The organism is Streptomyces sp. NPDC043853 (assembly GCF_056436025.1).
The window spans coordinates 638,020-662,584 of sequence record NZ_JBWKDJ010000001.1; the positions used below are offsets into that span (position 1 = coordinate 638,020).

General features: G+C 72.6%; 22 protein-coding genes. 4 read left to right on the forward strand and 18 right to left on the reverse strand.

Annotation, left to right across the window (positions count from 1 at the left end):
* Nucleotides 1-10: 10 nt before the first annotated feature.
* The 8 genes from AC067U_RS02750 to AC067U_RS02785 all read right to left on the reverse strand — a co-directional run bounded on the left by AC067U_RS02750 (nucleotide 11) and on the right by AC067U_RS02785 (nucleotide 7,595).
* Nucleotides 11-1,012: a TIGR03842 family LLM class F420-dependent oxidoreductase gene (locus AC067U_RS02750; protein ID WP_478827779.1), complete on the reverse strand. Its 1,002-nt coding sequence runs from the start codon at nucleotides 1,010-1,012 to the stop codon at nucleotides 11-13.
* A 22-nt stretch (nucleotides 1,013-1,034) separates the two neighbouring features.
* Nucleotides 1,035-2,435, reverse strand: a complete 1,401-nt coding sequence (hydA, locus tag AC067U_RS02755) for a dihydropyrimidinase (protein WP_478827780.1) — start codon at nucleotides 2,433-2,435, stop codon at nucleotides 1,035-1,037.
* A 91-nt stretch (nucleotides 2,436-2,526) separates the two neighbouring features.
* A complete protein-coding gene (locus AC067U_RS02760) occupies nucleotides 2,527-3,831 on the reverse strand; it encodes an aspartate aminotransferase family protein (protein WP_478827781.1) in 1,305 nt (434 codons plus the stop codon).
* Entirely contained in the window at nucleotides 3,828-4,670 is an 843-nt protein-coding gene (locus AC067U_RS02765; RefSeq protein WP_478827782.1) for a nitrilase-related carbon-nitrogen hydrolase, read from the reverse strand. The genes AC067U_RS02760 and AC067U_RS02765 overlap by 4 nt, the downstream gene beginning before the upstream one ends.
* Before the next feature lie 146 nt (nucleotides 4,671-4,816).
* Nucleotides 4,817-6,619 (reverse strand): hypothetical protein, encoded by a 1,803-nt coding sequence (locus AC067U_RS02770; protein ID WP_478827783.1) that lies wholly within the window; start codon nucleotides 6,617-6,619, stop codon nucleotides 4,817-4,819.
* A 45-nt stretch (nucleotides 6,620-6,664) separates the two neighbouring features.
* A complete protein-coding gene (locus AC067U_RS02775; protein ID WP_478828272.1) occupies nucleotides 6,665-7,045 on the reverse strand; it encodes a PPOX class F420-dependent oxidoreductase in 381 nt (126 codons plus the stop codon).
* A gap of 43 nt (nucleotides 7,046-7,088) precedes the next feature.
* Nucleotides 7,089-7,226: a hypothetical protein gene (locus tag AC067U_RS02780; RefSeq protein ID WP_478827784.1), complete on the reverse strand. Its 138-nt coding sequence runs from the start codon at nucleotides 7,224-7,226 to the stop codon at nucleotides 7,089-7,091.
* A 105-nt stretch (nucleotides 7,227-7,331) separates the two neighbouring features.
* Nucleotides 7,332-7,595, reverse strand: a complete 264-nt coding sequence (locus AC067U_RS02785) for a helix-turn-helix domain-containing protein (RefSeq protein WP_478827785.1) — start codon at nucleotides 7,593-7,595, stop codon at nucleotides 7,332-7,334.
* A 78-nt stretch (nucleotides 7,596-7,673) separates the two neighbouring features.
* Between AC067U_RS02785 and map the strand changes: the two genes are divergently transcribed.
* Nucleotides 7,674-8,441, forward strand: a complete 768-nt coding sequence (gene map / locus AC067U_RS02790; protein ID WP_478827786.1) for a type I methionyl aminopeptidase — start codon at nucleotides 7,674-7,676, stop codon at nucleotides 8,439-8,441.
* Nucleotides 8,442-9,076: 635 nt separating this feature from the next.
* Here the strand turns inward: map and ggt are convergent.
* The gene (ggt, locus tag AC067U_RS02795) at nucleotides 9,077-10,876 is read right to left on the reverse strand and encodes a gamma-glutamyltransferase (protein WP_478827787.1); all 1,800 of its coding nucleotides are present in this window, start codon (nucleotides 10,874-10,876) and stop codon (nucleotides 9,077-9,079) included.
* A gap of 101 nt (nucleotides 10,877-10,977) precedes the next feature.
* Here ggt and AC067U_RS02800 point away from each other — a divergent pair, with 101 nt between their 5' ends.
* Nucleotides 10,978-11,718, forward strand: a complete 741-nt coding sequence (locus tag AC067U_RS02800) for a hypothetical protein (RefSeq protein WP_478827788.1) — start codon at nucleotides 10,978-10,980, stop codon at nucleotides 11,716-11,718.
* On the opposite strand, the gene AC067U_RS02805 is transcribed toward AC067U_RS02800, so the two are convergent.
* The 6 genes from AC067U_RS02805 to AC067U_RS02830 form a co-directional block, all read right to left on the reverse strand.
* Complete coding sequence (locus AC067U_RS02805) at nucleotides 11,678-12,931, reverse strand: cytochrome P450 (protein WP_478827789.1); 1,254 nt, start codon at nucleotides 12,929-12,931, stop codon at nucleotides 11,678-11,680. The two genes, AC067U_RS02800 and AC067U_RS02805, sit on opposite strands and share 41 nt — an antisense overlap.
* Before the next feature lie 318 nt (nucleotides 12,932-13,249).
* Entirely contained in the window at nucleotides 13,250-13,780 is a 531-nt protein-coding gene (locus AC067U_RS02810; RefSeq protein ID WP_478827790.1) for a hypothetical protein, read from the reverse strand.
* A complete protein-coding gene (locus AC067U_RS02815) occupies nucleotides 13,777-15,237 on the reverse strand; it encodes an ATP-binding protein (protein ID WP_478827791.1) in 1,461 nt (486 codons plus the stop codon). The genes AC067U_RS02810 and AC067U_RS02815 overlap by 4 nt, the downstream gene beginning before the upstream one ends.
* A gap of 28 nt (nucleotides 15,238-15,265) precedes the next feature.
* Entirely contained in the window at nucleotides 15,266-15,946 is a 681-nt protein-coding gene (locus AC067U_RS02820; RefSeq protein ID WP_478827792.1) for a response regulator, read from the reverse strand.
* Between the two features lie 34 nt (nucleotides 15,947-15,980).
* Nucleotides 15,981-17,753: a murein biosynthesis integral membrane protein MurJ gene (murJ, locus tag AC067U_RS02825; RefSeq protein WP_478827793.1), complete on the reverse strand. Its 1,773-nt coding sequence runs from the start codon at nucleotides 17,751-17,753 to the stop codon at nucleotides 15,981-15,983.
* Complete coding sequence (locus AC067U_RS02830) at nucleotides 17,750-18,916, reverse strand: lipid II:glycine glycyltransferase FemX (protein ID WP_478827794.1); 1,167 nt, start codon at nucleotides 18,914-18,916, stop codon at nucleotides 17,750-17,752. The genes murJ and AC067U_RS02830 overlap by 4 nt, the downstream gene beginning before the upstream one ends.
* 218 nt (nucleotides 18,917-19,134) lie before the next feature.
* On the opposite strand from AC067U_RS02830, the gene AC067U_RS02835 reads away from it, so the two are divergent.
* Both AC067U_RS02835 and AC067U_RS02840 read left to right on the forward strand, forming a co-directional pair.
* Complete coding sequence (locus AC067U_RS02835; protein WP_478827795.1) at nucleotides 19,135-20,334, forward strand: L,D-transpeptidase; 1,200 nt, start codon at nucleotides 19,135-19,137, stop codon at nucleotides 20,332-20,334.
* Nucleotides 20,335-20,458: 124 nt separating this feature from the next.
* Nucleotides 20,459-22,036, forward strand: coding sequence for a CocE/NonD family hydrolase (locus AC067U_RS02840; RefSeq protein ID WP_478827796.1), 1,578 nt, complete (start codon nucleotides 20,459-20,461; stop codon nucleotides 22,034-22,036).
* 37 nt (nucleotides 22,037-22,073) lie between these two features.
* Here the strand turns inward: AC067U_RS02840 and AC067U_RS02845 are convergent, their stop codons facing one another.
* From AC067U_RS02845 to AC067U_RS02855, 3 genes are read right to left on the reverse strand one after another with little or no spacing between them, the layout of a single operon-like run.
* A complete protein-coding gene (locus tag AC067U_RS02845) occupies nucleotides 22,074-22,952 on the reverse strand; it encodes an amino acid ABC transporter permease (protein ID WP_478827797.1) in 879 nt (292 codons plus the stop codon).
* The gene (locus AC067U_RS02850; RefSeq protein ID WP_478827798.1) at nucleotides 22,949-23,593 is read right to left on the reverse strand and encodes an amino acid ABC transporter permease; all 645 of its coding nucleotides are present in this window, start codon (nucleotides 23,591-23,593) and stop codon (nucleotides 22,949-22,951) included. The genes AC067U_RS02845 and AC067U_RS02850 overlap by 4 nt, the downstream gene beginning before the upstream one ends.
* A 16-nt stretch (nucleotides 23,594-23,609) precedes the next feature.
* Nucleotides 23,610-24,536, reverse strand: coding sequence for a glutamate ABC transporter substrate-binding protein (locus AC067U_RS02855; protein ID WP_478827799.1), 927 nt, complete (start codon nucleotides 24,534-24,536; stop codon nucleotides 23,610-23,612).
* Nucleotides 24,537-24,565 lie beyond the last annotated feature (29 nt).

A 24,565-nucleotide genomic window follows, 5' to 3' on the forward strand; every position in this document is an offset into this window, starting at 1 on the left:
GGCGGCGCGGTCAGCCGTTGACCGCCGGGATGACGTGCTGCCCGTACGCGTCGATGGTGGCCTCCCTGGCGTCGTGCATGTCGTAGACGGCGAACTGGTGGACCCCCAGGTCGCGCAGCGCCCGGAGCTTCTCGATGTGCGCCTCCGGCGGGCCGAGCAGGCAGAACCGGTCGACGATCTCGTCGGGGACGAAGTCGGTGGAGGGGTTCCCGGCGCGGCCGTGGTGGCTGTAGTCGTAGCCGTGGCGGGCCTTGATGTACTCGGTGAGCGCCTCCGGCACCATGTCGGAGTGCTCGCCGTAGCGGCTGACCAGGTCGGCGACGTGGTTGCCGACCATTCCGCCGAACCAGCGGCACTGGTCGCGGGCGTGGGCGAGGTCGTCCCCGACGTAGGCCGGGGCGGCCACGCAGATGGTGATCGCGTCCGGGTCGCGGCCGGCCTTGGCGGCGGCGTCACGGACCGCCCGCACCATCCATTCGGTGAGGTAGACGTCGGCGAGCTGGAGGATGAAACCGTCGGCCTTCTCGCCGGCCAGCGCCAGGGCCTTCGGCCCGTAGGCGGCCATCCAGACGGGCAGCCGGCCCTCGCGGATCCAGGGGATCCTGACGGGGTTGCCGTCGACCGAGGCCTCACGGCCCTCGGCGAGGTCGCGGATGACCTCGATGGCCTCGCCGAGCCGGGCCAGGGTGTTGGGTCTGCGGCCGGCCACCCGCATGGCGGAGTCCCCGCGGCCGATGCCGCAGACGGTGCGGTTGCCGTACATGTCGTTGAGGGTGGCGAAGGTGGAGGCGGTGACCTCCCAGGTGCGGGTGCCCGGGTTGGTCACCATGGGGCCGACGTGCATCTTCTGCGTGTTGGCCAGGATCTGGCTGTAGATGACGAACGGTTCCTGCCACAGCACGGCGGAGTCGAAGGTCCAGCCGTAGCGGAAGCCGTTGCGCTCCGCGCGTTTCATCAGGCTGATGACCTGGGAGGCGGGCGGGTCGGTTTGCAGGACGAGGCCGAAGTCCATCGCATTCCTCACTTACGTGCACTTACAGGTACTGGCAGGTGGAGCGGTGGATGAAGGTGCCGTGTCCGGCCCGGCCGGTGTACCGCCGGGCTTCGATGACGGTCTCGCCGCGGGAGAGGACGGTGTCGACGCGTCCGGTGATCCGTTTGCCCTCGTACGCCGAGTAGTCCACGTTCATGTGGTGCGTCTCGGCGGAGATGACCTGCTCGGCGTGCGGATCGTAGATCACGATGTCGGCGTCGGAGCCCGGCGCGATGGTGCCCTTCCGGGGGTACATGCCGAACATCCGGGCCGGGGTCGCGCAGGCGATCTCGATCCAGCGGCGGCGGCTGATGTGCCCGTCCAGGACGGCCTGGTGGAGCAGGTCCATCCGGTTCTCCACGCCCGGGAGCCCGTTGGGGATCTTGGAGAAGTCCCCGCGGCCGAGTTCCTTCTGGCCGCGGAAGCAGAACGGGCAGTGGTCGGTGGAGACCACCTGTAGGTCGTTGGTCCGCAGCCCCCGCCACAGCGCCGCCTGGTGCTCCCGGGGCCGCAGCGGGGTGGAGCAGACGTACTTGGCGCCCTGGAAGTCGGGTTCGGCGAGGTTGTCGGTGGAGAGGAAGAGGTACTGCGGGCAGGTCTCCCCGAAGACGGGCAGTCCCTTGTCGCGGGCGGCGGCCAGTTCCGCGACGGCCTCCTCCGCGGAGACGTGGACCACGTAGAGCGGGCTGCCGGCCACCCGGGCGAGCTGGATGGCGCGGTGGGTGGCCTCGGCCTCCAGGAGCACCTTGCGGACCTCGCCGTGGTGGCGGGGGTCGGTCTCGCCGCGGGCCAGGGCCTGCTCGACGAGGACGTCGATGGCGATGCCGTTCTCCGCGTGCATCATGATCAGCCCGCCGTTGGCGGCACCGCGCTGCATGGCGCGCAGGATCTGCCCGTCGTCGCTGTAGAAGACGCCGGGGTAGGCCATGAACAGCTTGAAGGAGCTGACGCCCTCCTCGACTAGGAGGTCCATCTCCTTCAGGGTGTGCTCGTTGACGTCGGAGAGGATCATGTGGAAGCCGTAGTCGACGGCGCAGTTGGCGTCGGCCTTGGCGTACCAGGCGTCGAGTCCCTCGCGCAGGGAGCGGCCGGCGGTCTGGACGGCGAAGTCCACGATGGTGGTGGTGCCGCCCCAGGCGGCGGCCCGGGTGCCGGTCTCGAAGGTGTCGGAGGCGGAGGTGCCGCCGAACGGCAGTTCCATGTGGGTGTGGGCGTCGACGCCGCCGGGGATGACGTACTTCCCGGTGGCGTCGATCGTACGGTCGGCCGTCCAGCTCCCGGCGGCCGCGGACCCGGTGGCGGCCAGGGCGGCGACCCGGCCGTCCTCGACGAGGACGTCCGCGTGGAGTTCGTCGGCGGCGGTGACGACGAGGCCGCCGCGGATCAGGGTGCGGGTGGTCACGGTTCCCCCCTCTGCTGGAGGCTGCGGGTGGTCACGCTGTGGGTGGTCGGACTGTGGGTGGTCGGGCTGTGGGTGGTCGGACTGGGCGCGTTCACAGGGCCCGGAGCGCCTGTCCGATGATCTCGGCGCCTTCCTCCGCCTCGGTGACGGTGAGGGAGAGCGGCGGGGCGATGCGGAGCACGCTGGTGTTGTGGCCGCCGCCCTTGCCGATGAGCAGGCCGCCCTCACGGGTCGCCTCCAGGACGGCGGCGGCCGCTTCGGGGTCGGCCTGGTCGGTGCCCGGCCTGGCGAGTTCGATGCCGGCCATCAGGCCGCGGCCGCGGACCTCGCGTACCGCGGGGATGCCCGCGGCCAGGGCGCGCAGGCGTTCCAGCAGCAGGCCGCCGACGCGGCGGGCATTGCCCTGGAGGTCGTGTTCCAGGAGGTAGCCGAGGTTGGCCAGGCCGGCCGCCATGGTGACGGGGGAACCGCCGAAGGTGGAGATGGAGTTGGAGTCGAGACAGTTCATGATCTCGGCGCGGGCGACGACACCGCCGATGGACATGCCGTTGCCGATGCCCTTGGCGAAGGTGAGGATGTCCGGCGGGCCGTTCCGGTCGTGCGCCTGCCAGCCCCAGAAGTGGTCGCCGGTGCGGCCCCAGCCGGTCTGCACCTCGTCGCTGATCCAGAGGATGCCGTGCCGGTCGAGGACCTCCCGGAAGGCGCCGTAGAGCCCGTCGGGCGGGGAGGTGAACCCGCCGACGCCCTGGACCGGTTCGGCGATCAGGGCGGCCACTCCCCCGCGGGCCTGCCCGAGTACGTCCTCGAGGTCGGCCACGGCGGCGGCCGTGAAGGCCGTGTCGTCGAGGTCCGCGAAGGGGCCGCGGCCGCGGACGGCGCCGTGCACGTAGTACGTCTGGAGCGGGGAGAGGCTGGTCGGGGACCAGCCGCGGTTGCCGGTGATGCCGACGGTGGAGAAGGAGCGGCCGTGGTAGCTGTTGCGCATCGCCAGGATCTGGTTGGAGCGCCGGTAGGCGGTGGCGAGCAGCAGGGCGGTGTCGTTGGCCTCGGTGCCGGAGGTGGTGAAGAAGACCCTGGCCTCGGGGATGCCGGAGAGGGCCGCGACCCGTTCGGCGAGCTCCACCATGGGGCGGTTGAGGTAGAGGGTGGAGGAGTGGATGATCCGCCCGGCCTGGTCGGCGACGGCCTTGGTGACCTCGGGCAGGGCGTGGGCGGTCATCGTGGTGAGGATGCCGCCGAAGAAGTCGAGGTAGCGGTTGCCGTCGGAGTCCCAGACGTACCGGCCTTCGCCGTGGGTGATTTCGAGGGGACGCTGGTAGTACAGCGCCAGCCAGTCGGGGAGGACGGCCTGGTGGCGGGAGTGCAGGGCGGTTGCCTTGGTGTTCGGGTGGGTCACGGCTGTACGAGCCCTCCGTAGGCGTCGGGGCGGCGGTCACGGTAGAAGGCCCACTGGGTGCGGACCTCTTCGATGAGGTCGAAGTCCAGGTCGCGGACGAGGAGTTCCTCCTCCTTGTCGCCGGCGGTCTCGCCGACGAACTGGCCGCGCGGATCGACGAAGTAGCTGGTGCCGTAGAAGTCGTTGTCGCCGTACTCCTCGCGGCCGACGCGGTTGATGGCGGCGATGTAGTACTCGTTGGCGACGGCGGCGGCGGGCTGTTCCAGCTGCCAGAGGTGGGCCGACAGGCCGCGGTGGGTCGCGGAGGGGTTGTAGACCAGCTGGGCGCCGGCCAGGCCGAGCTGCCGCCAGCCCTCCGGGAAGTGCCGGTCGTAGCAGATGTAGACGCCGACCTTGCCGACGGCGGTCTCGAAGACCGGCCAGCCGAGGTTGCCCGGGCGGAAGTAGTACTTCTCCCAGAACCCCTTGACCTGGGGGATGTGGTGCTTGCGGTACTTGCCGAGGTAGCTGCCGTCGGCGTCGATGACGGCGGCGGTGTTGTAGTAGAAGCCGGAGCTCTCCACCTCGAAGACCGGTACGACGATCACCATGCCGGTCTCTCGGGCGAGGTCCTGCATGCGGCGCACGGTGGGGCCGTCGGGGACGGGCTCCGCCCAGCGGTAGTGCTCGGGCTCCTGGACCTGGCAGAAGTAGGGCGCGTTGAAGACCTCTTGGAAGCCGATGATCCGGGCGCCCTGGGCGGCGGCCCGGCGGGCGTGCTCCTCGTGTTTGGCGATCATCGAGTCGGTGTCGCCGGTCCAGGTGGCCTGGACCAGCGCGGCGCGGACGATGTGGGCCATGAGCTGCTCCTCGCCTCTACGCACGTAGACGGTGTGCGTAGGTACGAGACCGTAAGCCTCGTCACACTTCGGGGCAAGACCACCGCGCACGGTCGGAGTAGTCGATCAAGTCCGTTCTGCGGAAGGTCGGTTGTGGTCGCTTCGGGTCACTTTCGATCCGCTTTCAAGCCCGCCACGCGCAGGGCGTGGACCAGGCCGCGCCGGTGGACGGCGGAGACCCGGCCGGCGGCGTCGAGCAGCCGCGGGGTGAGCGCGTGGGGGTCGCGGCGGGCCAGCCGGGCGGCGTCCTCGGGGGTACGGATCCGGACGAAGGCCGAGAGCAGCAGGTCTGCCTCGGTGCGGCGGCCCGCCGCGTCCAGGGCGAGGACCGCTTCGGCGATCTCGGCGGCGGGGCGGGTGATGCCCTGACGGAGCAGCCGTCCGCGGTCGGCGTCCCGGCCCGCGGTGCCGAGCGCGGCCGCGGCGGCGGCCAGCCGGTCCGGCGGCAGGCTCGCCGCGGCCTCCCACAGCAGCGTGGCCCAGTCCGCTCCGAGCCCGGCGCGCTCCAGCTCCCGTGCCAGCCCGGGCAGCGCCTCGGCCGGCCACGCCGCGGCCTCGCACAGCAGCACGTGCGCCTCCCCGGAGCGGCCCTGCCCCCGCAGCCCGCCGATCTCGGCCACCAGCCTTGCCGTGGCCTCGGCGGGTCCGGGCCAGGGGCGGGCTTCCGGTCCGGGTCCGGGCGACTGCTCCTCCGGCACCGCCCCGAGCCATGCCCCGGCCCCCGGTCCGACGCCCTGCGACTGCTCGGCCTCCGGTCCCGGCACCGGCCACTGCCCGGCCTCGTACGACCGCTCGGCCCCGGGTCCGGCCCCGCGCCACTGCCCGGCCTCGGGTCCGGCCCCGTACGACTGCCCGGCCTCGGGTCCGGCCCCGTACGACTGCCCGGCCCCGGGTCCGGCCCCGCGCCACTGCCCGGCTTCCGGCGCCGGGCGGTCCGCCGGTCCGGGAGCCGGCCACCACCCGGCCTGCTGCCCATCGTCCTGCGCGGCCGCCACCGGTTCCGGCCCCGACCCGGCCGAAGCCCCGGAGTCGGTGGTGCCCGGGGTCGGCGCGGTCCGGGGTTCGGGGCGGCCGAAGCGGGCGCCGCGCGGCAATGCGGTGCCGAGATCCGGCAGGGCGGCTGTCGGTGCCGGACCGCGGCCGTCGGTCGCGGTGCCGTCGGTCGCGGTGTCCTCGACGCCCGCGTACCGTGCCCCGCGCGTACGGCGTCCGGCTCCGCGCAGCCGGCGCCGTGCGGATGCCGCCTCGGCCGGCCCCGCAGCCGCGCCGCCCCCTCCGGGGCCGGCCGCCTCGCCCTCCCCGGGGCGGACCGGAGGCGCGGGCCGGGACTCACGGCCGGCGCCCCCCGGTACGGGTGGCCGGGCCGCGGGCACACCGTGCGCGGGGTCGGGGTGTCGGGCCGTCAAGGCGGTCAGACGGGTGGCCAGGTCCGTGTGGCGGGAGGCGGCTCTCGTCAGGTCGTCCTGGGTCCAGGTCAGTTCGCGGGTCAGGAACCCGGTTTCGGCCGGGTCGGTGGTGGTGGCGAGCCGGTCGGAGAGCGTGCGCAGGGCCGCCTCGGAGGAGGACCGCTGGGCGGCGGCCGCGCTCAGCAGGTGCCGCAGTTCCTCCGCGCCGCCCGGCCGGCGGTCGTACTCGGCGGCGGCCGCCCGGCGCAGTGCCGCCGCCCGTCGTCCGGCCTCGGCCGCGGACTCCGGCCCGCGGAGCGCCGCCAGGTCCTGGAGCAGCGACTCCAGCACGTCCCACGGTGGCAGCGCGGCGCCGTCGAGACAGGCCCGCATGCCCTCCGGATCCCGGCGCAGGAACTCGCCGTACCAGCCCGACCCGGGGTCGAGACGGGCCGTCACATGACGGATCCAGGAGGCCAGCATGCTGATCGCCGGCGCGCCGTCGTGCGGAGTCGCGGTCTCCATGGGGGCATTGCACCGCATCCGTGTTACGGGAGGACTACAGGAGTCTCAAACCTTCACGGCGATCGCGGTGTGCGGCCGCTTCCCGAGGCGTACGGCGGCCGCGGGCAGGTCCAGCGCCCAGAACCGCCAGGTGTACTTGCGGGACAGCAGTTTCCGCACCCGCCGCAGCCCTGCCTCGTCCAGCAGCCGCGCCGTGCCCTCCAGCACGGGTGCGCCGGGCGCGATCCGGCCGCGCACGTCGCACGGGGTCAGCGTGACCCGCCCGTTGTTGCGGATGCGTTTGACCTTCCACGAGTCCGTACGGGTCCAGATGAACAGTTCGCCCGCGTCGTACACGGCCCACACCGGGGTGGCCACAGGGGTGCCGTCCCGGCGGAAGGTGGTGAGACTGACGTACGGGCTCCGTCCGAGCTCTTCGAGCGTCACGGTTCCGGCCATGGCCCGACCCTACGCCCTCCGGCGGGACGGGTCACCGATGGGGACCGTGGCCGGGACCGGCCGCGGCCCGTCCCTCGGGGGCGGAGCCCGCCGCGACGAGCAGGCCGGTCGCCAGGAGCGCGCCGACGAGTGCGATTCCGAGCCGCTTGGCGGCGTTCAGTGCTGACACGCGCTCAGGTGTGCCCGCCGACGGCGGACCCGGATCCCCGATTGCGCCGATCGGCCCCGCGGCCTGCCACCGCGCCACGGCGGCGGCGGGCGACTCGTGCCGCCGTCACGCCGCCTGCGGGGCGGGCACCGGCGCGCAACGGCGGATCAACTCGTCCATGGACAGCCCGAGCGCCTTCGCGACGGCGGCGACGGTGAAGAAGGCGGGGGTCGGCGCCCGGCCCGTCTCGATCTTGCGCAGGGTCTCGGCGGAGAGCCCGGCCGAGGCGGCCACCTCGACCATGCTGCGGCTGCCGCGCGCCTCGCGCAGCAGCAGACCCAGCCGCTCGCCGCGCTCGCGCTCTTCGGGGGTGAGGGGGGTGCGGACCATGGGCCCATTTTAATACCGCTCCCCCGTCGCGGCGCCGCTCACCGCGGCCGGGATTCTTATACCGGTATAGTTATTGGCATGGTGGAGTTGAAGACCGAACACGAGATCGAAGAGATGCGGGCTGCAGGGCGCGTGGTCGCCCGCGCGCTGGCCGCCGTACGGGACGCCGCGCGTATCGGGACGTCCCTGCTGGACCTGGACCGGGTGGCCCGGGAGGTGCTGCGGACGGAGGGGGCGGACTCGCCGTTCCTCGGCTACCGGCCCTCGTTCGCCCCGGTGCCGTTCCCCGGGGTGATCTGCACCTCGGTCAACGACGCCATCGTGCACGGCGTCCCGGACGGCTACCGGCTCCGCGACGGGGACCTGGTCAGCGTCGACTGCGGGGCGCGGCTGGACGGCTGGGTCGGCGACGCCGCCGTCAGCTTCACCGTGGGCCGGGCGCGGGCCGCCGACCGCCGGCTGATCGGGACCGCCGAGGCGGCCCTCGCGGCCGGCGTCGAACAGGCCCGGCCGGGGAACCGGATCGGCGACATCGCGCACGCGATCGGCACGGTCTGCCGCGACGCCGGGTACGGCGTACCCGACGGCTTCGGCGGCCACGGCATCGGCCGCGCCATGCACGAGGACCCGGGCGTGCCCAACGAGGGGCGGGCCGGGCGGGGGCTGCGCTTGCGGGCCGGGATGGTGCTGGCGATCGAACCGATGCTGATCGCGGGCGGCGGGGACGATTACGTGACGGCCGGGGACGGCTGGACGCTGCGTACGACGGACGGCAGCCGGGCGGCTCACGCCGAGCACACGGTGGCCGTCACCCCGGCGGGACCGCGCATCCTGACGATTGCCTGAGCGGCGCTCCGTCGGGGGTGTGGGCGGCCTCCGCGAAGGTGTGCGGCAGCCTCCGCCGAGGTGTGGGCGGCCCCCGCCGAGGTGTGGGCGGCCCCCGCCGAGGTGTGGGCGGCCCCCGCCGAGGTGTGGGCGGCCCCCGCCGAGGTGTGGGCAGGCGTTCCGCTGGGCGGAACGGGTGGGCACACCGGAACGCCGCCCAGCGGGCTCGCTCCCGCCCCACCGAAGCCATGGCGCGCTTGGCCGCAGCGCCGCCCGGCCAGGGCGGTGGCTTCGCCGGACCCGGCACGGCCCGGAGCGGGAGCTCCGCCCGGACGGGGTCCGGACCGCTGCCGGACCGGGGCGGGGGGAGGCTGCGCGAACCCTCGCGGGACCGGGGTGCCGTGTGCCCACCCGTGCCGCCCTGCGGCACGACTGCCCACACGGCCGGCCGGACGGGTCCGGCACGCCCACTCACCGGCCGCGGCGTGGGGGCCGGCACGACTGCCCACACGGCCGGCGGGGTGGGCCGGCACGCCCGCGCCCACACGGCCGGCGGGACGGGGGTCGGCGCGCCCGCCCCACGGCCGTGGCAATGGCCGACACCCCACGGCGGCAGAAGGCCGGCACGGCTGACCGCACGCCGGGGGTGGGGGCGGTCAGCGGGGGTCGTCGGGGAAGACGACCATCGCCGAGCCGCCGCCCCGGCGGGACTTCTCCGCGGCGGCGAGCCAGCGGCCGTCCGGGAGGCGTTGGACGCCGGTGGCGGCGCCGATCTCCGGGTTGAGCCGGAAGGCGTGGCCCAGAGCCTCCAGCTCGGCCCGGAGCGGGCTGTTCCACAGGCCCGGTTCCAGCTCGGTGCTGGTCTGGTTGCGCTGGCTCGCGCGCGGTGCGGCGATCGCCTCGACCAGCGGCAGTCCGCGGTCCAGGTGCCCGGTGAGGGTCTGCAGCACGGTGGTGATGATGGTCGCGCCGCCCGGCGAGCCGAGCGCGAGCACCGGACGGCCGTCCGACAGGACGATCGTCGGGGACATGGAGGAGCGCGGCCGCTTGCCGGGACCGGGCAGGTTCGGGTCCGGCACGCCCGGAAAGGCCGGGGCGAAGGAGAAGTCCGTCAGTTCGTTGTTCAGCAGGAAGCCCCGGCCGGGAACGGTGATGGCGCTGCCGCCCGTCGATTCGATCGTCAGGGTGTAGGCGACGACATTGCCCCAGCGGTCCGCGACGGTGAGGTGCGTGGTGTTCTCCCCCTCGTACGTGGTGGGGGCCCCCTTCGCGCCGACCGTACAGGGCACCGGCTTCAGCGGGTCGGCGGGTGCGAGGGGGCTGGTCAGCGTGCGTTCGGGGTGGATCAGGCAGGCCCGGGAGTCCGCGAACCGCTGTGAGAGCAGGCCTCGGGTCGGCACGTCCTGGAAGGCCGGATCGCCGACCCAGCGCCCCCTGTCGGCGAACGAGATCCGGCTGGCCTCGATGAACCGGTGCAGGTACTGGACCTCTCCGTGCCGCGAGAGGTCGGTGCCCTCCAGGATGTTCAGGGCCTCGCCGACGGTCGTGCCGCCCGAGGAGGACGGGGCCATGCCGTACACGTCCAGGCCCCGGTAGCGGACGTGCGTGGGCGTCTGCCGCTTCGTCCGGTACGCCGTCAGATCGCGCGCGGTCAGGTCGCCGGACCGGACGTTCCGGGTGGCGGCCGGGTCCTTGGGCGGGGTGCGGACCGTACGGACGATGTCCGCGGCGATCGGGCCCCGGTACATCGCGCCCGCGCCCTTCCGGGCGATCTCCGCGTACGTGTCGGCCAGGTCGGGGTTCTTGAAGGTGGAGCCGACCACCGGCAGTGCGCCACCGGGCAGGAACAGCTCACGGGTGGCCGGGAAGTCCCGGAACCGGGCCTCGTTCGCCTCGGTCTGGGCCCGGAAGGTGGCGTCCACGGTGAAGCCGTCCCGGGCCAGCTTCTCGGCCGGCTTCAGCAGTTTGGCCAGCGGACGGCTGCCCCAGGAGTCGAGGACGGTCCGCCAGGTGGCAGGGGTGCCGGGCACGCCGACCCCGCGGCCGCTGGTCTGGCCCTCCGCGAAGGGGATGGGAACGCCGTTCTCCTGGAACAGCGTCGCGGTCGCGCTCGCCGGGGCCGTCTCACGCCCGTCGACGGTGTGCACGGTGCGGGACTTCGCGTCGTAGTAGACGAAGTAGCCGCCACCTCCGATGCCCGCCGAGTACGGCTCGGTGACGCCGAGCGCGGCCGCGGCGGCCACGGCCGCGTCCACGGCGTTGCCGCCGGACCGCAGCACGGATATGCCCACGGCCGAGGCCTCGGCGTCGACGCTCGCCACGGCCCCGCCCCAGCCGACCGCCTCCGGGACCTTCGGCGGGGCGGGCGCGGCGGTGGGCGGGGCTGCGGCGCCGGTGGAGACCAGCGCCCCGGCGAGGGCGAAGAGCGCTAACGGACGTACGGCGGGACGGCGCATGCGTTCCTCCAGTCGACGGCCCCTCAAGACCTGAAGTCGGCACTTTAACTTCACCACACCTCCCGCGTCAGGGCCTCGCAGGTGCGGCTACGATCCGCCGCATGGACGACAACGTTCGCGACATCCTGCTCGGGGTGATAGCCGCCGGGCTCAGCGGCGGCTTCGGCTGGTTCACCCGAACGTACCTGTGGCGCCGTGCGCTCCGCCGCAAACAGGGGTTCTTCGGGCTGCCGACCGGATCCGACTGCCTGTTCGTGGTGGGCAGGCAGATGCGGGCCGCCGAGACCTCGGTGCACCGCAACGACGCCTTCGCGTTGCTGGAGGTCGCCGCCCTGATCAAGGACTGCGGGGCGAACGTCCAGATCGTCTCGCACGACGAGGCGCGCCAGGGCTTCGGCGAGCGCGCCGAGTTCTGTGTCGGCGGGCCCACCTCCAACTCCCGCACGGGGGCGCATCTGGCGTCGATGCTGCCCGGGGTGCGGATCAAGGTGGACTCCGAGGAGCGCGAGGACCGGGGCGCGATCCAGGTGGGCGGCGAGACCTACCGCTGGCGGGCGGGCCAGGAGGAGTTCGTGGTGCTGGCCCGGCTGGTGGGCGGGGAGGGCGGCCGTCCGGTCTTCCTCCTCTCCGGGCAGACGGCGGTCAGCAACCAGGCGGCCGCCCGCTATCTGGCCCGGCACCACGATCGGCTGGTCCGGAAGTACCGGGTGAACTCCTTCTGCCTGGTGCTGAAGGTGGTCAACTCCCAGGCGTACGGCCCCGATGTGACGGAGCTGGTCGCGGACGTCACCCGGGCCGCCGTCACGCCCGAACCCGAACCGGCAGCCGCGTCAGCCCGTTGATGAAGTTCGACACCAGCCGCCGCGGCTGACCGGCGAGTTCCGGCGCCGGCATGAGGGTGCGCCACTCCTCGTGGAAGATGCGCAGCTGGAGGCGGGCGAAGTGGGCGCCGAGGCAGACGTGCGGGCCGTCGCCGAAGGACACGTGCGGATTGGGCGCCCGGTCGAGGTCGAGGCGGTACGGGTCGGTGAAGACCCGTTCGTCGTGGTTGGCGGAGGCGTGGAAGACGACCACCTTGTCGCCGGCCCTGATCCGCTGCCCGGCGAGCACGGTGTCCTGTGCGGCGGTGCGGCGGAAGCTGAGCACCGGCGGGTGGACGCGCAGGAGTTCGTCCACGGTGCGGGCGGGGTCGGCTTCCCCGGCGGCGAACCGCCGGTAGGCGTCCGGGGCGCCGGCCAGGGCCAGCAGGCCGCCGGGGGCGGCACTGCGGACGGTGTCGTTGCCGGCGACGGTGAGCAGGAAGAAGAACATCTCCAGTTCGGCGTCGTCGAGTCCGGCGTGGGCGAGCGCGGTCATCAGGTCGTCCGCGGGGTGGGCCCGCTTGTGCGCGGCGAGCTCGCGGGCATAGCCGAACATCTCGCCGAGCATGGCGGGCGAGCGCGGGTTGACCGGCCGGCCGTCGGGGCCGCGGACCGGCGGTGGCGCGTCCTCCGGGTCCTGGTAGCCGATGATCCGTACGGTCCAGTCCAGCAGCAGCCCGCGGTCGGCGGCGGGGACGCCGAGCAGGTCGGTGAGGTTGAGCAGGGCGTATTCGTCGGTGACGGTGCGGACCACGTCGGCGGTGCCGTCCTCGGTGGCGTCCCGGGCGGCGCCGAGCAGCGTACGGGCGCGGTCGCGCACCCGGGCGGCGAAGGCGTCGACGCGGGCCGGGGTGAAGGCGCGGGCGGCGAGCCGGCGGAGGCGGCCGTGGGCCGGCGGGTCCTGGTTGAGCATGGTGCGGCGGAGGAACGGCAGGTCGGCGGGGTCGGGGTCGCGGATCTGGGTGGCGCCGAGGTTCGAGGAGTACGTGCGGTGGTCGCGGAGGACGTGGACCACGTCGGCGTGGCGGGTGACCGCCCAGAAGCCGGGTCCGGCCGGCCAGTCCATGACCTCCGGTTCGGGTTGCCAGGCCACGGGGTGGTGGTCGCGGAGGGTGCGGTACTGGGCGTGCGGGATGCCCTGGGCGTACCGGAGCGGGTCGAAGACGTCGGGTACGGGGTGGGATGCGGGGTCCATGGCGGACACCGTGGCGTCGGTGGGCCACGGGGCGCAAGGGAGCGGGGTCCCGCCGGGTCAGGGACCGGGCGGGGGTGCGGTCGGGCGGGGTACGGCCGCTGGGCGGGGGTGTCCCGGTGTGCCCACCTCCCCCGGACTCCGTCCGGGGGGACCCCCACCCCCAAGCTCTCGGCTTCGCCCGAGCAGGTGGGGGTACCCCCGGCGAAGCCAGGGGGAGGACCCCCATCGCCCTGCGGGACGCCTGCCCACACCGGGGGGGGAGACCCAGACACCTGCCCGCACCGGGGGGACCCTGGCGCCCGCCCGCACCGGGGCGGGTCAGCCGATGCCGCAGGTGGCTTCGGGGAGGGAGCCGTCGGGGCCGGTCAGGACGACTCGGGCGCGGCCGGCCCGGGAGGTGGCGAAGGCGGTGGTGCAGACGAGTTGGCGGCGGGCGGTCTGGGTCAGTTCCGCGACCTTGTACGCCATGGTGACCCGGGTGGGGCCGCCGGTGCCGTTCGGGAGGTCGACGACGGCCGGCCGGAGGCGGTCCTTCAGGTCGGGGACGGTCGGAAGGTCGGATCCCAATCCGATCTTCCGTTCTTCCTCGGAAGGGCCGATCGCCAGCAGGCGCAGCAGGTCCGGTACGGAGTACGGCGGGTAGTGGTGGCGCTGCACCGGCGTGATCAGTCCGGTGGGGCCGACCAGGTAGATCATCGAGCTGCGGTCCCCCTCGCCGGCCACGGTGAGGGTGGCGGGCCGCCCGCTCTCGACCACCCCGGTGGGTTTCACCCCGCAGCCGGCCGCGAGCAGGGCCAGCAGCGCCGCGAGGGACGCGGCGGAGCGACGGCGGCGGCCCGTGCGGGTCATGTCCGTGCCTCCAGGGGCATGTCGACGGTGAACACCGCTCCGCCGGCGGGCCCGTTGGCGGCGCGTACGGTGCCGCCGTGCAGACGGATGTTCTCCAGGGTGATGGCCAGGCCGAGGCCACTGCCGGCGGACCGGGCGCGGGAGGCGTCGGCCTTGAAGAAGCGGTCGAAGATGTGCGGCAGCACCTCGGGGGCGATGCCGGGGCCGCTGTCGGCGACTTCGATCAGCAGCCGTCCGCCCTCTTCCCCCTCGGCGCCCGCCCCGGCGCCGGTCCGCACGGTGACCCGGACGGGGGCCCCGCCGTGCTTGAGGGCGTTGCCGACGAGGTTGGCGAGGATCACGTCGAAGCGGCGGGAGTCCAGCCGGGCCCGGATGTCCCGGGGCAGTTCGGTGCGGACCTGGTCGGGTCCCCAGTGGCGGCGCTGGAGGGTCTTGGTGACAGCCTCGGCGACGTCCACGTCGTCCAGGTTGAGTTCGGCGGCGCGGGCGTCGAACCGGGAGATCTCCATCAGGTCCTCGACGAGCACGGCGAGCTTGCCGGTTTCCGCGCTGATCAGCCGCAGCGCCTTGGCGGTGTCCGGGTCGAGGCGGTCGGCGTCCTCGTCGAGCACCTCGGTGACGGCGAGCATCCCGGCCAGCGGGGTGCGCAGTTCGTGGGAGACGTCGGCGGCGAAGCGGCGGGCCCGGGCCCCGGCCTGGTGGAGTTCGTCCACGGAGCGTTCCAGGGCACGGGCGGTCTCGTTGAAGGTGCGGGCGAGCCCGGCGAGTTCGTCAGCACCGCGGACCTCGATCCGGGTGTCGAGCCGGCCGCTGCCGATCCGCTCGGTGGCGCGGCGCATCTCGCGGACCGGGCGGAGCACGCTGCGGGCCGCGAGCAGGGCGGGGACCAGGGCGATGGCGAGGCCGGGCAGGGCGCCGCTGCGGGCGGCGTCGACCATCAGGGCGACGGTGTCCTGTTCGGAGGTCAGCGGCATGGTGATGTAGAAGACGAGCCGGGTGGGTTCGCGGACGCCGGAGTGGTCGTAGACCACCGGCATGCCCACCACCAGGACGGGGGTGCCGTTCGCGTCGGTGACCCGCTGGAACACGCCGGCCGGGGCGGCCTCGGTCCGGGCCCTGAGCTCGTCGCCGATCAGGCCGGAGGTGGGCTCGCCGGCGCTGGAGACCCGCAGCGAGCCGTATTCCGCGTACACGTACCAGGTATGGGGCTTGCTGCGCCTGGCCATGTCGGTGACGATCCGTTTCAGCTGGCCCTCGGTGAGCGGGAGGGAGACCGGCGATTGGCCCTCGACCTGTTCGCGCAGGGTACTGACGGCGATGTCCTGGCTCTGGGTGAGGATCGCGGTCCGGGCCTCGCGGTAGGTGAACGCGGCGGTCGTCACCGCGCTGATCGCGGCGACCAGCAGGAAGGCCGCGATCAGGCGGGTGCGCAGGCCCGGCGCGTGGAGGCGGATCACCGGTGGGCCCGGCCGCCGGTCGGGCGGGTCACAGGGGTCCGAAGCGGTAGCCGAAACCGCGGACGGTCTGGATGTAGCGGGGGCCGACGGCCGGATCCTCGATCTTGGTGCGCAGGCGCCGGACGCAGGCGTCGACCAGTCGGGCGTCGGCGTGGTAGCTGTGTTCCCACACGTACTCCAGCAACTGCTGACGGCTGAAGACCTGTTCGGGCGAGGCGGACAGGTGCAGCAGCAGTTTGATCTCGCTGGGGGCGAGGGCGAGGCGTTCGCCGTTCTTGGCGACGGTCAGGCCGGCCCGGTCGATGGCGAGTTCGCCGTGGACCTCCGTACCGGGCCGACCGGAGGGGTCGGTGAGGCGGCGCAGCACGGCCTTGATGCGGGCCTCTATGACCTCGGTGCGGGCGGGTTTGACGATGTAGTCGTCGGCGCCCGCCTCCAGTCCGACGACGATGTCGAAGTCGTCGCCGCGCGCGGTCAGCATGATGATCGGGACCTGGTTGTTCTCGCGGATGCGGCGGCACACCTGGACGCCGTTCATCCCGGGCAGCATCAGGTCGAGCAGCACCAGTTCGGGGCGGAACGAGGCCATGAGGGCGAGGCCGGCCTCGCCGGTCTCGGCGGCGCTGACGTCGTGTCCGCGGCGGCGGAGCCCGAGCGCGACCCCTTCCCGTACGGAGGGGTCGTCCTCGATCAGCAGTACGCGTGGCATCCGGTGAGTATCCCCCGTGGTCGGTCCGTGGTGATCAGCGTCCGTCGGGCCGGCGGCCGATGCGGCGGCGCAGGGTGCGCAGCGGCTCGCTGATCTCGGTGAGGCGCAGCGGCCCCGCGAGGGCGACGACGACGAGCGCCAGGGCCGTGGTTCCCGCGGCGAGCGCGGCGATGTCGCCCAGGGGGTCGGCGGCGCTGGCGGCCGCCCAGCCCGCCGTGGCGGCGGGGGCTCCGGCGAGGAGCAGTCGCAGGTGGGTGCGGAGGGCGGTGGTGCGGCGTTCGGTGCGGGTGCCGCCGCGCGGGCCGAGCCTCCGGGCGAGGGTGTACGCGGTGACGGCGCAGCCGGCGATCAGTGCCAGCGAGTAGGCGCCGGCCATGCCGGTGACCGCCCAGCGGGCGGGCAGCAGCCAGTAGGCGACGGCCGACAGGACGGCGTTGAGCGCGGCGATGACCAGGTTCAGCAGGAACGGGGTGCGGGTGTCGGAGAGGGCGTAGAAGCCGCGGGAGAGGACGTACTGGCCGGAGAAGGCGATCAGGCCGGGGGCGAACGCCGCGAGCATGCCCGCCATCACCTCGATGTCGGCGGCACCGGTGCGCCCGTACTCGAAGACGCTGCCCATGACCCAGGGGGCGAGGGCGGCGAACAGGCAGGCGGCGGGGACCACGAAGGCGGCGCTGGTGCGCAGGGCGTGCGAGACGTCGCGGCGGACGGCGGTGAGGTCGCCGTCGGTGGCGGCGGCGCTCATGCGGGGCATGAGGGCGGTCACCAGGGAGACGGTGATGATGCCCTGGGGGACGATCCAGAGCTGGTAGGCGTTGCTGTAGGCGGTGTAGCCCGCGCCGCCGGCGATGCCGGCGAGCTCGGCCTGCCGGCCGGTGGCGGTGGAGAGCCGGGTCACCACCCAGTAGGCGATCTGGTTGGTGAGCACCAGCAGGACGGTCCAGCCGGCGTTGCGCAGCGGGCGGGCGAGGCCGCTGCCGCGCCAGTCGAAGCGGGGCCGCCAGCGGAACCGGGCCGCGCGCAGGGACGGGACCAGGGCGAGGGCCTGGACGAGGATGCCGGCGGTGGTGCCGAGGCCCAGCAGCCGGGTCTCGGCTGCCGTCAGGCCGTCGGCGGCGTCGTGGGAGACGTACAGGAACAGGCCGAACACGCCGATGATGACGATGTTGTTGAGGACCGGGGTCCACATCATGGCGCCGAACCGGCCGCGGGCGTTGAGGACCTGCCCGAGGAGGGTGAACAGGCCGTAGAAGAGGATCTGCGGCAGGCAGTAGCGGGCCAGGGCCACGGTGGTGCTCGCGTCGGCGCCCTCGTAGGGGGTGTACGCGGTCACGATGAGCGGGGCGGCCAGGACCGCTGCGGCGGTGAGGACCAGCAGGGCGGCGGTGCAGGCGGTGAGCAGCCGGTCGGTGTAGGCGCGGCCGCCGTCGGCGTGTTCCTTGGCGGCGCGGACCAGTTCGGGGACGAAGACCGCGTTGAGGGCTCCGCCGATGAGCAGCATGTACAGGATGTTCGGGACGGTGTTGGCGACGGCGTAGGTGTCGCCGAGCAGTCCGGTGCCGAGGGCGGCGACGACCACGGCGGAGCGGACGAAGCCGGTGGCGCGGGAGACGATGGATCCGGCCGCCATCAGGGCGCCGCTGCGGAGTACGGAGCTCTTCCGTTCCGGGGTGTTCCGTTCCGGGGTGTTCCGTTCCGGGGTGTTCCGCTCCTGGGTCTTCCGTTCCGGGGTGTTCCGTTCCGGCTTCGCGGCGGCCGTGGTGGCGGTGGTGGTCCGGGTGCGTTCGAGGGCGGTGCTGTCGGTCACCGGCGGGCCAGGTAGGTCTGGAACGCCTTGTGCAGCGCCGTGTTGGCGTAGCCGGCCATGGGGGTCTCCCACTCTCCGAGGGTTTCGACGACCTGTCCGCCCGTGCCGAGCTTCCAGCGCAGCAGTCCGAACGAGCGTTCGTCGGGGTCGAGGGTGGAGGGTACCCCGCGCATGTCGTACTCGTCGGCTCCGAGGGCGTGGGCGTCGCACATCATCCGCCACTGCAGGGCGTTGCTGGGCCGGACCTCGCGGCGGTGGTCGGCGGAGGCGCCGGTCTGGTACCAGACGCGCCGGCCGGCCACGATCATGGTGTGGGCGGCGAGGACCTCACCCCGGTACTTCGCCAGGTAGAGCCGCATCCGGCCGGGTGCCTCGGCGTTGAGGACCTCGTACTGCTGCCGGTAGTACTCCAGGGAGCGGCCGAGCCGGAAGCCGTCGCGCTCCTCGGTGATGCGGAGCAGCCGGAAGAACTCGGGGAGGTCGTCGGCGGTGCCGAGGACGGTCTCCACGCCGGCCTTGCCGGCCTTGCGGATGTTGCGGCGCCATTCCTGGTTCAGCCCGGACCACAGGTCGTCCAGGGTGCGGCCGGCCAGCGGGACCCGGAAGACGTGGCGGGGCTGGGCGTCTCCGTCTTCCTCCCCGCCGCAGCGCTGCCAGCCCCGGGTGCGGAGCCGGTCGGCGACGGCGGTGCCGAGGGGGTCGACCTCGCCGGCGAGCACGTCGGATATCCGGCGGCCGGGTCCGGTGCCGGCCTTGGCGGCGGCGGCGTCCCAGCGGCGGTAGACGGGGGTGGGGCCGATCCGGACGGCGAAGGCGCCGGCGGCGCGCAGGTGGCGCAGCAGCGGGGTCAGCCAGCTGTCGAGGTGGGGATCGGACCAGTCGGCGACGGGTCCTTCGGGAAGGTAGGCGAAGTATTTGCGGGTGCGGGGGAGTCGGCGGTAGAGGACGAGGGCGCCGCCGTGGAGTTCGCCGGACGGCGGGCCCCAGCCGAGGAGCTCCGAGCGCCAGAGGTCCTTCACTCCGGCCCAGGACGGGTACTGCAGGAAGCTCGCGTGGCGCTGCCCCGCGAGGAAGGCCTGGTATTCGGGTACCGACAGGGTGCGGACGACCGCCTCCCGGTCGAGCCGGGCGTGGCCGGCGGGGGTCGTGAGCAGTGCGCACACGGCGGTGGTCCTTCCGGGACGGGCGTACGGGCGAGGGAACGCACAGGACTCTCACAGCCGTCCGTGACCGAAGTGCGCGGCGTTTGTGACCGGATGATGACCGTTCTGCTGCGGTCGGCGTCACAACCTGATTCCTGATTTTTTCCGCGGATTCCGGAACCTAAAGTCCCCTGCATCCGCTCTTGGTTTGCGGACGTCATTCATTCGGAGGGGTTTCGTTGAGCCGCACACGCCGTACCGCACGCATTGCCGCCATCGCGGGTTCCGCACTGCTGGCCGCCGCGCTGACCGCCTGCTCGGGCGGTTCCGGCGACGGTGCGGGCAGCGGTGACGGCAAGAACGCGGAGATGAAGCAGAAGGCCCCCATGGCCGTCTCGGTGAACCTGACCGGGAGCGAGGTCAAGGCCGGCGAGCCGGTCAAGGTGACCGTCGCCGAGGGCAAGCTGACGCAGGTGAAGGTGACCGACGCCAAGGGCGGGGAGCTGGTCGGACAGATATCTCCCGACGGCAGGACCTGGACCTCGGAGCGCAATGCCTCGCCGGGTGCGCAGTACAAGGTGGAGGCGCAGAACGGCGACGGCCAGAGCGCGAGCACGCAGTTCAAGACGGGCGCCGCGGACAAGGTGAACAAGGTCTCGATCTACCCGGGCAAGAATTCCACGGTGGGCGTGGCGCAGCCGGTCTCGCTGGTGTTCGACAATCCGGTGAAGAACAAGGCCGAGGTGGAGAAGAACCTGAAGGTGACCACCTCGAACAACACCGAGGGTTCCTGGGGCTGGATGACGGACTACTCGGGCAAGGACCGGGTGGACTGGCGGCCGAAGGAGTACTGGAAGTCCGGCACCGACGTCAAGGTGCAGATGAACCTCAACGGGGTCAACTCCGGTCAGGGCGGCGGCTACTTCGTCCGCGACTACAACACCGAGTTCAAGATCGGCAAGGACCGGCGGCTCCTGGTGGACCTCGACACCAGGCAGATGACGGTGACCGAGGACGGACAGACGGTCAAGACGATCCCGGTGTCGGCGGGCACGCCCGGCGGCCAGAAGGCCTCCTGGTCCGGGAAGATGGCGCTCATGTCCAAGGAGGGCACCATCAACATGAACTCCGAGACGGTGGGCCTGGGTGACGCCTACAACAAGATGGTCGACTCCTCGATGCGGGTGACCTGGTCCGGGATGTACATCCACGCGGCGCCGTGGAACGAGGGCAAGTTCGGCCGGGTCAACGCCAGTTCCGGCTGCGTGGGGATGAGCTCCGGCAACGCGGCGGCCCTGTTCTCGATGGCCCAGATCGGCGACGTGGTCGAGGTCTCCGGCGGGGGTTCGAAGGGCAACGCCAAGCTCGGCAACGGGTACACCGAGTGGAACCTGTCCTGGGACGAGTGGAAGGCCAAGAGCGCCGCCAACGGCGGCTGATTCCCTGCGGGTGTACGTTCAGCCAATCGTTACCGGTGCGTAACCTACCGACGGGTTACCACCGGTAAGTCGCTCCGGTTACCGTCGGGTCACTTTGTCGACCCGGCACTACGAGGAGCACTGGATGGCACGCACCCCCACCGCCGCCACCGTGGCCGCCCTGCTCGCCGCGACCGTCCTGGGCCTGTCCCCCCATCAGGCCCAGGCGGCGCCGGCCACCGGCACCGCGGCAGAGCAGAGCGAGCTCCGCTTCCACGACATCCCCGGATCCGGCGGCGTCGTCCTCAAGGGCAACGTCTTCACCCCCGCCGGTGCCCCGGCCGGCGCCACGTACCCGCTGATCGTGCTGCCCACCAGCTGGGCCACCCCGCAGATCGAGTACCTCGCACAGGCCAAGAAGCTGGCCGACTCCGGCTACGTGGTGGTCAGTTACACCCCGCGCGGCTTCTGGCGGTCCGGCGGCGAGATCGAGGTGGCCGGCCCGCCCGACACCGCCGACGTCTCCGCCGTCATCGACTGGGCCCTCGCCCACACCCCCGCCGACCCCGACCGGATCGGCATGGGCGGGGTCTCCTACGGCGCGGGCATCAGCCTGCTCGGCTCCGCCCACGACCCCCGGGTCAAGGCCGTGGTCGCCCTGAGCGGCTGGGCCGACCTGATCGACTCCATCTACTCCGGCCGCACCCAGCACAGCCAGGCCGCCGCCCTCCTCGGCGGGCTGGGCTACGCCACCGGCCGCCCCGGCCCCGAACTCCGGCAGATCCTCGGCGACTTCCTGGCCTCCCGGCTGGAGAAGGAGCAGGAGATGATCGAGTGGGGGAAGAAGCGCTCCGCCGCCGGCCAGGTGGACCGGCTCAACGCCAACGGCACCGCCGTGTTCCTCGGCAACGCCTGGGGCGACACCATCTTCCCGCCCAACCAGTACGCCGCCTTCTACGAGAAGCTGACCGGCCCCAAGCGCCTGGAGTTCCGGCCCGGCGACCACGCCACCGCGGAGGGCACCGGCCTGCTCGGCCTGCCCAACGACACCTGGACCAACGCCCGCCGCTGGTTCGACCGCCACCTCAAGGGCGAGCGCAACGGGATCGACACCGAGGCCCCGGTCCAGATCAAGTCCCGCAGCGACAGCGGCTACGAGGGCTACCCGGACTGGAAGTCGGTCGGCGCGGCCGGCACCGAGCGGCTCGCGCTCTCCGACAGCGAGCACCTCTACGCGAACGTCGACTCCGGCGCCGACGGCGGGATCGCGATCCTCTCCAACGCCCTGGACCAGTTCCTCAAGGTCCCGCCGGTGGTCTCCGTACCACTGCTCCCCCGCGCCTTCGCCGCCGTCTGGCAGTCCGAGCGCTACGACGCGCCCCGCCGAGTCCGCGGCTCGGCGAAGCTGCACACCACCGTCACGCCCACCCGCGGCGACGGCACCTTCGTCGCCTACCTCTACGACGTCGGCCCGCTCGGCATCGGCAAACTGGTCTCCAACGCCCCGTACACCTTCCACGACAAGACCCCCGGACAGGCCTTCGGCGTGGACCTGGACCTGTTCTCCACCGCCTACGACGTGCCCGCGGGCCACCGGCTCGCCCTGGTGATCGACACCGTCGACCCGCTCTACATCGAGCACAACCCCGCCGGCGCACAGCTGACCTTCTCCTCGCCGCGGTCCGATCCCTCGTACCTCTCGGTCCCGCTGCGCGAGCAGTGATCTCCGGCTGCCGCCGGGACGGGGCGGCTCTCCGCCGTCAGCCCTGTCCCGGCACCATCCCCGGGTCGGCCGGGGCGACTTCGACCGCCCTGGTCTTGAGACTGCGGCGCTCCCGCTTGGCCACCCAGGTCGCGAACCAGGACAGCAACATGCACATGCCGATGTAGACGGGTGCGATGACCAGGACCACCGGGATGAAGGGCAGGTCGTAGTCGAGGTTCGAGGAGATCAGCTTGCCGGCGTGCAGGAACTCCTCGTAGGTGATGAGGAACCCGAGCGAGGTGTCCTTCAGCGCCACCACCAGCTGGCTGATGATGGCCGGCAGCATCGCCCGGACCGCCTGCGGCGCCAGGACCTGCGTCATCACCTGGGTCTTGCGCATCCCCAGGGCGTACGCCGCCTCCCCCTGACCGCGGTCCACCGCGTTGACCCCGGTGCGGAACACCTCGGCCAGCACCGAGCCGTTGTAGAGGGTGAGACCGGCCACCAGTGCGGGCAGCGGCTGGACCTTCAGCGCCACGAAGATGAAGAAGATCATCACCAGCACCGGCATGGCCCGGAAGAACTCCACGCACGCCGTGGACACCCAGCGCAGCGGGCGGTGCACCGACAGCCGTCCGGTCGCCAGGACCGCGCCGAGCAGCAGCGACAGCACGGAGGCGTAGGCGAAGGCCTTCAGCGTGTTGCCCAGGCCCTGCAGCAGCAGTTCCTGGATCCCCTCGTACGCGAACGGGCTCCACTTGGCCTCGGTGAACTGACCGGTGTCGAACAGGAGGTAGAGGATCCAGCCGGCCAGCGCCAGGATCACCACCGTGGACAGGACCCCGTACAGCAGGTGCCGGCGCCGGGTCTTCGGTCCCGGGTAGTCGTAGAGGGCGCTGGAGCGGGTGTCGTCGTGCAGGCCGAGTGCGGTCATCGGGGGACTCCCCAGCGCTTCTCCAGCACGTTGAACAGCGCGCTGATGGACAGGGTGATGATCAGGTAGCCCACGGCGATCCAGACGAAGGTCCAGACGATGCTGTAGCCCAGCTCGTTCAGGGTCTTGTAGGTGCCGAGCAGCTCGGTGACGCTGAAGGCCCCGGCGATCGCCGAGTTCTTGGCGAGGGCGATCAGGGTGGAGCCGATCGGCGGGATCACCGTCCGGAAGGCCTGCGGGAGCACCACCGTGCCCAGGGTCTGGCCGAAGGACATGCCGAGCGACCGGGCGGCCTCGCCCTGCCCCGTGGGCACGGTGTTGATGCCGGAGCGCAGGGCCTCGCAGATGAACGCGGAGGTGTAGCAGCCGAGCGCGAGGACCGCGAAGAGCTCGAAGGGCAGCACCAGGCCGAACCGGGGCAGGCCGAGCATGACGGCGAAGAAGAGCAGGGTGAGCGGGGTGTTGCGGAGGACCGTCACCCAGACCGTGCCGAACACCCGCAGGGAGCCGACCGGCGCGACCCGGAACGAGGCCATCAGGAAGCCGAGGACCAGGGCGAGCAGGGAGGAGTAGACGGTGAGTTCGAGGGTTCCGAGGAAGCCCTCGGCATAGGTGGAGAAGTTCTGGACCAGGACGTCCATACGGGTGCGGCTCCCCTCAGCTCGCCGGGTAGCGGTCGATGGGCGGCGGCGTCGGGGCCGGGTTCCCGGACAGCCCGAGGGTGGCGTCGTACGCCTTCTTCCAGTCGCCGTTCTTCTCGTGCGCGGCGAGGGCGTCGTCGAGGGCGAAGCGCAGTGCCGTGTCGTTGCGCGGGACGCCGACGCCGTAGGGCTCCTCGGAGAAGGGCGTGCCGACGACCTTGAGCTCCTCGGGGACCTTGGCGGCGTAGCCCAGCAGGATGGTGTCGTCGGTGGAGACCGCGTCGACCTGGTAGCTGAGCAGGTTGTCCACGCACGCGCTGTACGTGTCGTAGGCGACGAGCACGGTGTCGGGGTATTCGCGTTCGAGCCGCTGGTAGGGGGTGGAGCCGGCGGCGGAGCAGACCCGCTTGCCGGCCAGGTCCTCGGGTCCCTTGATGTCCTTCTCGTCCTTGCGGACCAGCAGGGACTGGCCGGCCTGGTAATAGGGCCCGGCGAAGCCGACCTGCTTCTTGCGTTTGTCGTTGATCGTGTAGGTGCCGACGTAGTAGTCGATCTGGCCGTTCTGCAGGGCGGTCTCGCGGTTGGCGGAGGCGACGGTGCGGAACTCGACCTGTTTGTCGGGGTCGAAGCCGAGGGAGGCGGCGAGCATCCGGGCGATCTCGATGTCGAAGCCGTAGTAGCGGCCGGTGGCGGGGTCCTTTTCGCCCAGGTAGGGCTGGTCCTCCTTGACTCCGATGATCAGGCGACCGCGTTTGCGCGCCCGCTCCCAGGTGCGGGAGTCGGGCAGCCGGAAGTCGGTGGCCACCTGGTACTCGGGGAGGTCCTCGGGCTGGGGGCCCTTGACCGGAGGGCTCCCCTCCTTGCCGCAGCCCGTGGCGGCGGCGAGGAGGACGAGCAGCAGGGCGAGGACGGACAGACGGGTGCTGCGCACGGGGGTCCGCATGGAGGTCCGCAAGGAGGTCCGCAAGGTGA

Bases quoted from the DNA above. Each gene is read 5' to 3' on its own strand.
- AC067U_RS02750 (WP_478827779.1), bottom strand. From the start codon at position 1,012: ATGGACTTCGGCCTCGTCCTGCAAACCGACCCGCCCGCCTCCCAGGTC.
- AC067U_RS02765 (WP_478827782.1), bottom strand. From the start codon at position 4,670: ATGGCCCACATCGTCCGCGCCGCGCTGGTCCAGGCCACCTGGACCGGC.
- AC067U_RS02770 (WP_478827783.1), bottom strand. From the start codon at position 6,619: ATGGAGACCGCGACTCCGCACGACGGCGCGCCGGCGATCAGCATGCTG.
- AC067U_RS02785 (WP_478827785.1), bottom strand. From the start codon at position 7,595: ATGGTCCGCACCCCCCTCACCCCCGAAGAGCGCGAGCGCGGCGAGCGG.
- map (WP_478827786.1), top strand. From the start codon at position 7,674: ATGGTGGAGTTGAAGACCGAACACGAGATCGAAGAGATGCGGGCTGCA.
- ggt (WP_478827787.1), bottom strand. From the start codon at position 10,876: ATGCGCCGTCCCGCCGTACGTCCGTTAGCGCTCTTCGCCCTCGCCGGG.
- AC067U_RS02800 (WP_478827788.1), top strand. From the start codon at position 10,978: ATGGACGACAACGTTCGCGACATCCTGCTCGGGGTGATAGCCGCCGGG.
- AC067U_RS02805 (WP_478827789.1), bottom strand. From the start codon at position 12,931: ATGGACCCCGCATCCCACCCCGTACCCGACGTCTTCGACCCGCTCCGG.
- AC067U_RS02810 (WP_478827790.1), bottom strand. From the start codon at position 13,780: ATGACCCGCACGGGCCGCCGCCGTCGCTCCGCCGCGTCCCTCGCGGCG.
- AC067U_RS02820 (WP_478827792.1), bottom strand. From the start codon at position 15,946: ATGCCACGCGTACTGCTGATCGAGGACGACCCCTCCGTACGGGAAGGG.
- AC067U_RS02840 (WP_478827796.1), top strand. From the start codon at position 20,459: ATGGCACGCACCCCCACCGCCGCCACCGTGGCCGCCCTGCTCGCCGCG.
- AC067U_RS02845 (WP_478827797.1), bottom strand. From the start codon at position 22,952: ATGACCGCACTCGGCCTGCACGACGACACCCGCTCCAGCGCCCTCTAC.
- AC067U_RS02850 (WP_478827798.1), bottom strand. From the start codon at position 23,593: ATGGACGTCCTGGTCCAGAACTTCTCCACCTATGCCGAGGGCTTCCTC.
- AC067U_RS02855 (WP_478827799.1), bottom strand. From the start codon at position 24,536: ATGCGGACCCCCGTGCGCAGCACCCGTCTGTCCGTCCTCGCCCTGCTG.